Below are 6566 nucleotides of genomic sequence, written 5' to 3'. Positions count from 1 at the left end.
GCGTCGGCGCGGGCTTGCGCGGCGGCGGCGGCCTGGGCGCGCTCGGCGGCGTCGCGCTGGGCCAGGGCGGTTTCCAGCGCGCGCAGGCGCTGGAGCACCGCCAGGGGGTCACGCGCGGGCAGCGCCGGGCTCCATGCTCTGGGCGAGGATGCCGAAGGCCTCGCCGGCGGTCATCACCGGCTCGTCCTTGCGCTGCGACAGGAAGGCCTCGATGCGGGGGGCGATCTGCAGGGCCTCGTCGACGGCGGGGTCGGTGCCGGCGCGGTAGGCGCCGAGGCGCACCAGCTCGGCCATGTCGGATTGCAGCGAGAGGAGGCGGCGGGCGCGCTGCATGGTCTCGCGCTCGGGCGGGGTCAGGCAGCCGGGGACGGTGCGGGACAGGCTGCGCAGGATGTCGATGGCGGGCCAGCGGCCGCGCTCGCCGATCTTGCGGTCCAGCACGACATGGCCGTCGAGGATGCCGCGCACGGCGTCGGCGATCGGCTCGTCATGGTCGTCGCCTTCGACCAGCACGGTGAACAACCCAGTGATGGCGCCGCCCTGGCCTTCGAGGCCGGGGCCGGCGCGTTCCAGCAGGCGCGGCAGCTCGGCGAAGACACCGGGGGTGTAGCCGCGGGTGGCGGGGGGCTCGCCGGCGGCCAGGCCGATCTCGCGGCAGGCCAGGGCGAAGCGGGTGACGCTGTCCATCATCAGCAGGACGTGGCGGCCATTGGCGGCCAGGCTTTCGGCCACCGTCATGGCGGCATAGGCGGCCTCGCGCCGCATCAGCGGCGGCGAATCGGAGGTGGCGCAGACCACGACGCTGCGGGCCAGGCCTTCGGGGCCGAGGTCGTCCTCGATGAACTCGCGCAGCTCGCGGCCGCGCTCGCCGACCAGGCAGAGCACGGCGACGTCGCAATCGGCGCCGCGCGCCAGCATGGAGAGCAGCGTGGACTTGCCGACGCCGGAGGCGGCGAAGAGGCCCAGGCGCTGGCCGATGCGCATGGTGCAGAAGGCGTCCATGGCGCGGACGCCAAGGTCGAGGCGGGGCCCGAGCCGGGCGCGCAGCCCGGCCTCGGGTGGGCCGCCGCGCAGGGCACGGCCGACCGGCGCGCGGCCGACCGGGCCGCGGCCATCCATCGGCCGGCCGAGCGGGTCGACGACGCGGCCGAGCCAGCTGTCATCCGGGTGCAGCTGCGGCGGGCCCTGGAACACCACCGGGGCGCCGAGGCGGACGCCTTCCAGCGCGCCATAGGCCATGGCGCGAGCCTGGCCGCCGGCCAGGGCCACGACCTCGGCGGGGACGGGGCCATTGGCCGATTCGACCGTCACCCGGGCGCCGACCGACAGGAAGGGTTGCAGGCCGGTGATCTCGACCGACAGGGCACCAGCCGAGGCGACGCGGCCGGCGACGCGGCCCTGCGGCAGGGCGTGCAGCAGGCCTGCCGCCTGGCGGGCGCGGCCGGCGGTGGTCATCTCCCTCATGCCGCGCCCCAGAAGCGGGCGGCGGCGGGGCTGTCCAGGCGATAGGCGCCGTGGCAGCCGGCCAGCGGCACCAGCCGGCTGCGCAGGCTCAGCAGCACTTCCGCCGCCCCGAGATAGAGCAGCGCCTCCGGCGCCATCCGCTGCGCGCAGCTTTCCACGACCCGCTCCTTGGTGGGCTGGTCGAGGTAGATAAGCAGGTTGCGCAGCATCACCACGTCGAAACCCCCGGCGGAGGGTGGATTTTCGACCAGGTTGGCGGTCACGAATCGGCAATCGGCGCGCAGGGCGGAGATGGCGCGCAGGCCACCGGGCACGGTTTCGAACCAGCGGGCGCGTCGGGCCGGGCTCAGGCCCCGCGCCGCCTCGAAATCGGAGAAGAAGCCTTCGGAGGCCTTGGCGACGACACCGGAAGAAAGGTCGGTGCCGAGGATGTCGACGCCGCGCCCGCCCATGGCGGCGCGGCTTTCCTGCGCCAGGATGGCCAGCGAGAAGGCTTCCTGCCCGGTGGAGCAGGCGGCCGACCACAGCTTCAGCCGGGCCTCCCGCCCGCGCGCCGCGGCCAGCCGGGGCAGGGCGGTCTCGGCCAAGTGCCTGAACGGGATCTCGTCGCGGAAGAAGCTGGTCTCGTGGGTGGCGGTGGCGGTGGCCATCTCGGCCGCCAGCGCCGCGGCGCCGGGGCCGCGCAGCCGGCGCAGCAGCGCGCCGAGATCGGCCAGGCCATGCCGGCGCAGCAGCGGCGCCAGCCGGGTGACCAGCAGGTAGTCCTGCTCCGGCCCCAGCACGAGGCCGGAGATGCGGCGGATCACCAGCGCCAGCTCCTGGAACTCGGCCGCCGACAGGCCGCTGCGGGGCGGCACCGCCAGGGAGGGCAGCGCCGCGACCGGGACAGCCGGCGGCGTCATGCGGCGCCGATCAGCTCCGCCAGGCGCTGGGCGAGCTGCGGCAGCGGCAGCACCTCGCGCGCCGCACCCCGCTCGACCACGGCGCCGGGCATGCCCCAGACCACGCTGGTCGCCTGGTCCTGCGCCAGCACCAGCCCGCCGGCGGCGTCGATGGCGACCGAGCCCGGGCCGCCGTCATGGCCCATGCCGGTCAGCACGGCGACGGCGCAGCGGCCGCCATAGACCTGGGCCAGGCTGCGCAGCATCGGGTCGACGGCGGGGCGGCAGAAATGCTCCTCCGGCCCGTCCGACAGGGTGATGGTCGGCGGGCTGCCGGCGGCCACCAGCATGTGCCGGCCGCCCGGCGCCAGATAGGCGCGGCCGGGCAGCACCGGCTCGCCTTCCTTGGCGACCAGCACGGGCACCGGGCCTATCCGGCCCAGATGCTCGGCCAGCATCGGGATGAAGGCGGGCGGCATGTGCTGGGTCAGCAGCACCGGCAGGCGGGGCGGGCGGCGGAAGGCGCGGAAGACATGCGCCAGCGCCTCCGGCCCGCCGGTCGAGGAGCCGATGGCCAGCACCGCCGGCGGCACCGCCGAGCGCGGCGTGCGGCTGAGCACGATCGGCGCGGCAGCGGCCGCGGCGCGCGGCGGCGGCAGCGGGGCGTGGGCAGGGGAAGGCGCGGGCGCGGCGGCCGGCTGGCTGACGTTGAGCGCCGGCGTCGGCGAGGCGCGGCGGCGCAGCGCGCCATGGCCCTTGACGAGGGCCACCAGCTCGTTGGCGAAGCTCGCCTCCTCGGCGACCGAGGGCTTCGGCAGGCAGTCGGCAGCACCCCGGCGCATCGCCTCCATGGCCGCCGCGGCGCCCTTGGTGGTCAGCGTCGAGCAGACGATGACGCGCAGCCCCGGATCGGCCTGCAGCAGCAGCGGCAGGGCGGTCAGCCCGTCCATCACCGGCATCTCGATGTCGATCACCGCGACATCGATGCCGCCGCGGCGGATGGCGGCCACCGCCTCCTCGCCATTGCGGGCGCGGGCGGTGACATGCAGGCCGGGGTCGGCCTGCAGGATGCGGGCCATGGCGGCGCGGATCACCGCGCTGTCGTCGCAGAGCAGGATGCGCAGCGGCGCCGCCGCGGCGGCGGCGGGCTGCGGCAATCCCGGCGCCAAGCCGATCGTCACCGGCGGCTATCCGCCGTGGCGCGGGCGCCGAAGGCCAGCAGCCGGTCGGTGTCCAGCTCGATCAGCAGGCCTTCCTGCAGCCGGTGGACGGCGCTGGCATGCTCGCGCCAGGCGTCGCTCAGCGTGGCCGGCGCATCCTCGCGCTCCTCGCCGGTCAGCGTCAGCACCTCGCGCACGCCGTCGGCCAGCAGGCTGTAGAGCTCGTTCTCATGCTCGACCACCACGCTCATGCGCGGCGCGCCGGGCTCCGCCTCGGGCAGGCCCAGGCGGTTGCGCAGGTCGACCGCGGTGACGATGCGGCCACGCAGGTTGAGCACCCCGGCGACGCCCGGCGGGGCCAGCGGCACGCGGGCGATCTGCTCGCCGCGCAGCACGTCGCGCACGCGCGGGACGGGGATGCCGCAGAGCCGGCCGGCGACCAGCAGGGTCAGCACCAGGCGGGGCTCGTCGGCGGCCTCGCGCTGCGGCTTGCCGGCATCGCCCCGGGCCGGCTTGGCGGGCAGGGTGGCTAGGGTGGCGGGCGCGCTCATGCGGCCTCCTTCACGGTGCTGATCACCCGGGCCAGGGCGCCGAGGACGCGTTCGCTGTCGAACTTGCCGACATAATCGGTGAAGCCGAGCGCCAGGCCGCGCGCCTTGTCGGCCGGGCTGATGCGGCTGGTCAGCGCCACCACCGGGGTCTTCTGCCAGATGCCCTCGCGGCGCAGCTCGGCGATGAAGCCGAAGCCGTCCATGCCGGGCATCTCGATGTCGCTCAGGATGGCGTCGAACATGGCGCCGCCGGCGCGCAGCTTCAGCGCCTCGGACGGCTCGCCGCAGGCGGCGACCTCATAGCCGGCCGAGGTCAGGGCAGGGACCACCAGCTGGCGGAAGAAGCCGCTATCCTCGACGACCAGCACGCGGGGCGCCGCCTGCTCGGTCTTGCCGAACCAGTGCGGGTCGCCGAGGCGCAGCCAGTAGGAGCAGTCGAGCACGTCGGCCGCGCGGCCGGCGATGACGGCGGCGCCGAGGAAGCCGGCGCGGTCGGTCGACGGGCGCAGCACCAGCCGCTCCTCGATCACGTCGAGGATCTCGTCGACCATCAGGCCCAGGCTGCGGTTGCCGTCCTGGAAGACCAGCAGGTGCTGGGTCGAGCCAGCCGGCGGCTGGGTCCAGGGGCCGAGCGGCAGCAGCGGCATCAGCTGGCCGCGATACTGCACGGCCGGGCGGTTGCCGGCGGTCTCGATGCTGTCCGAGCGCAGCGCCTCGAGGCGGGCGATCAGGCCGAGCGGCACGGCGATCGGCGTCGCCTGGCCGCCGGCGCGGAACAGCAGCAGCTGCGAGCCGGTCTCCTCGACGGTGCCGGTGACGGCGGCGGCGGTTTCCTTGCGGGCGCTGCCGAGGCCGGCCATGCGGGCGAGGCCGGCGGGGTCGAGGATCATGATGACGCCGCCATCGCCGAGGATGGTGTTGCCGGAGAAGGCCTGCAGGTCGCGCAGGATCGGCGCCACCGGCTTGACGACGATTTCCTCGGTGTCGAAGACGCCGTCGACGAACAGGCCGAAGCGGGCGGTGTCGCCCTGCAGGACGGCGACGAAGCCCTGGGCGGCCGAGCCGCTTTCATGCGGGGCGGCCAGGCCCAGCAGCGCGCCGAGCTGCACCAGCGGCAGCAGCTGGCCGCGCAGGCGCATCACCGGCGCATCGTCGAGCCATTCGACGCTGGCGCCGCCCGAGCCCACGCGCACCAGCTCGACCACCGCGGCCTGCGGCACGGCGAAGCGCTCGTTGGCGGCCTGCACGACGAGGCCCGAGATGATCGCCAGCGTCAGCGGGATGCGGATGATCAGGGTGGTGCCCTGGCCCTCCACCGTCTGCAGGTCGACGGTGCCGCCGATCCGCTCGATGTTGCTGCGCACGACATCCATGCCGACGCCGCGGCCGGAGACGGCTGTCACCGCGGCCGCTGTCGAGAAGCCGGGGCGGAAGATGAAGCGCGCGGCCTCGGCATCGTCCATCGCGGCGACGGCGGCCTCCGTCGCCAGGCCGCGCTCGATGGCGCGCGAGCGGATGCGGGCGATGTTCAGCCCGCGCCCGTCATCGGCCAGCTCGATGACGATGCGGCCACCCTCCTGGCGGGCGGAGAGCGAGATGGTGCCATGCGCGACCTTGCCGGCGGCGCGGCGGATATCCGGCGTCTCCAGCCCATGGTCGGCGCTGTTGCGCACCATGTGGGTCAGCGGATCCTTGATCAGCTCCAGCACCTGGCGGTCGAGCTCGGTGTCGCCGCCGCTCTGCACCAGGTCGATGCGCTTGCCGAGCTCGGTGCCGAGGTCGCGTACCAGGCGGGGCAGCTTGGCCCAGGCGGCCGAGACCGGCTGCATCCGGGTCTTCATCACCCCTTCCTGCAGGTCGGAGGTGATGCGCGACAGCCGCTGCAGGGGGGCGGCGAAGGGGGTGTCGGTCTGGCCGCGGGCGACCTGCAGCAGCTGGTTGCGCACCAGCACCAGCTCGGAGGCCAGCGTCATCAGCTCGTCGAGCACCGGCAGCGAGACGCGGATGGCCTGCACCGGCATCGAGCTGTCGCCGTGCTGGGCGGCGGCCTTCTCCTCGGCCGGCTTCTCCACCGGCTTGGCGGCGGCGACCGGCGCGACGATGGCGGCGACGGGCTCGGCTTCGGCCGCGGGCTGCTCTTCCGAGGCGGCGTTGAGCTGGGCGACGAGGGCCGAGTCATCGCCGACCGGCTCGACGCCGGTCTCGGCGATGCCGGCCATGATCATGCGGATGGTGTCGATGGCGGCGAGCACCGCGGTGACGCCGGAGGGCGAGACGGCGATGTCGCCGTCGCGGTACAGGCCGAGCAGCGATTCAGCGGCATGCGCCACCGCTTCGAGCCGCGACAGGCCGAGGAAGCCGCAGGTGCCCTTGACGCTGTGGACCATGCGGAAGATGCGCGCCAGGATCTCGGCATCCTCGGAGGCGCGTTCGAGGTCCACCAGGGCCGTGTCGAGCTCGGCGAGAGCCTCGTTGGTCTCCGCCAGGAATTCCGAGATGAGGTCGTCCAT

At 74.6% G+C, this 6566-nt stretch carries 5 protein-coding genes; all 5 read right to left on the bottom strand.

The features are described 5' to 3' along the window. Nucleotides 1-108 precede the first annotated feature (108 nt). The 5 genes from GVN67_RS15110 to GVN67_RS15090 are packed head-to-tail and all read right to left on the bottom strand — an operon-like array spanning nucleotide 109 to nucleotide 6566. Complete coding sequence (locus tag GVN67_RS15110) at nucleotides 109-1455, bottom strand: FliI/YscN family ATPase (protein WP_159997383.1); 1347 nt, start codon at nucleotides 1453-1455, stop codon at nucleotides 109-111. Nucleotides 1456-1460: 5 nt separating this feature from the next. Then, a complete protein-coding gene (locus tag GVN67_RS15105; protein WP_159997377.1) occupies nucleotides 1461-2366 on the bottom strand; it encodes a protein-glutamate O-methyltransferase CheR in 906 nt (301 codons plus the stop codon). Then, entirely contained in the window at nucleotides 2363-3526 is a 1164-nt protein-coding gene (cheB, locus tag GVN67_RS15100) for a chemotaxis-specific protein-glutamate methyltransferase CheB (protein WP_235035313.1), read from the bottom strand. Before cheB ends, GVN67_RS15105 begins: the two co-directional genes overlap by 4 nt. Next, nucleotides 3523-4056, bottom strand: coding sequence for a chemotaxis protein CheW (locus GVN67_RS15095; protein WP_159997375.1), 534 nt, complete (start codon nucleotides 4054-4056; stop codon nucleotides 3523-3525). The genes cheB and GVN67_RS15095 overlap by 4 nt, the downstream gene beginning before the upstream one ends. Beyond that, a complete protein-coding gene (locus tag GVN67_RS15090) occupies nucleotides 4053-6566 on the bottom strand; it encodes a chemotaxis protein CheW (protein ID WP_159997373.1) in 2514 nt (837 codons plus the stop codon). The genes GVN67_RS15095 and GVN67_RS15090 overlap by 4 nt, the downstream gene beginning before the upstream one ends.

It is taken from the genome of Roseomonas sp. 18066 (assembly GCF_902706185.1).
Classification (GTDB): domain Bacteria; phylum Pseudomonadota; class Alphaproteobacteria; order Acetobacterales; family Acetobacteraceae; genus Pseudoroseomonas.
This window is presented reverse-complemented; position numbering and strand designations above follow the sequence as displayed.

Excerpts from the sequence above, each read along its gene's own strand:
- GVN67_RS15110 (WP_159997383.1), bottom strand. The coding sequence starts at position 1,455 with ATGACCACCGCCGGCCGCGCCCGCCAGGCGGCAGGCCTGCTGCACGCC.
- GVN67_RS15105 (WP_159997377.1), bottom strand. The coding sequence starts at position 2,366 with ATGACGCCGCCGGCTGTCCCGGTCGCGGCGCTGCCCTCCCTGGCGGTG.
- GVN67_RS15095 (WP_159997375.1), bottom strand. The coding sequence starts at position 4,056 with ATGAGCGCGCCCGCCACCCTAGCCACCCTGCCCGCCAAGCCGGCCCGG.
- GVN67_RS15090 (WP_159997373.1), bottom strand. The coding sequence starts at position 6,566 with ATGGACGACCTCATCTCGGAATTCCTGGCGGAGACCAACGAGGCTCTC.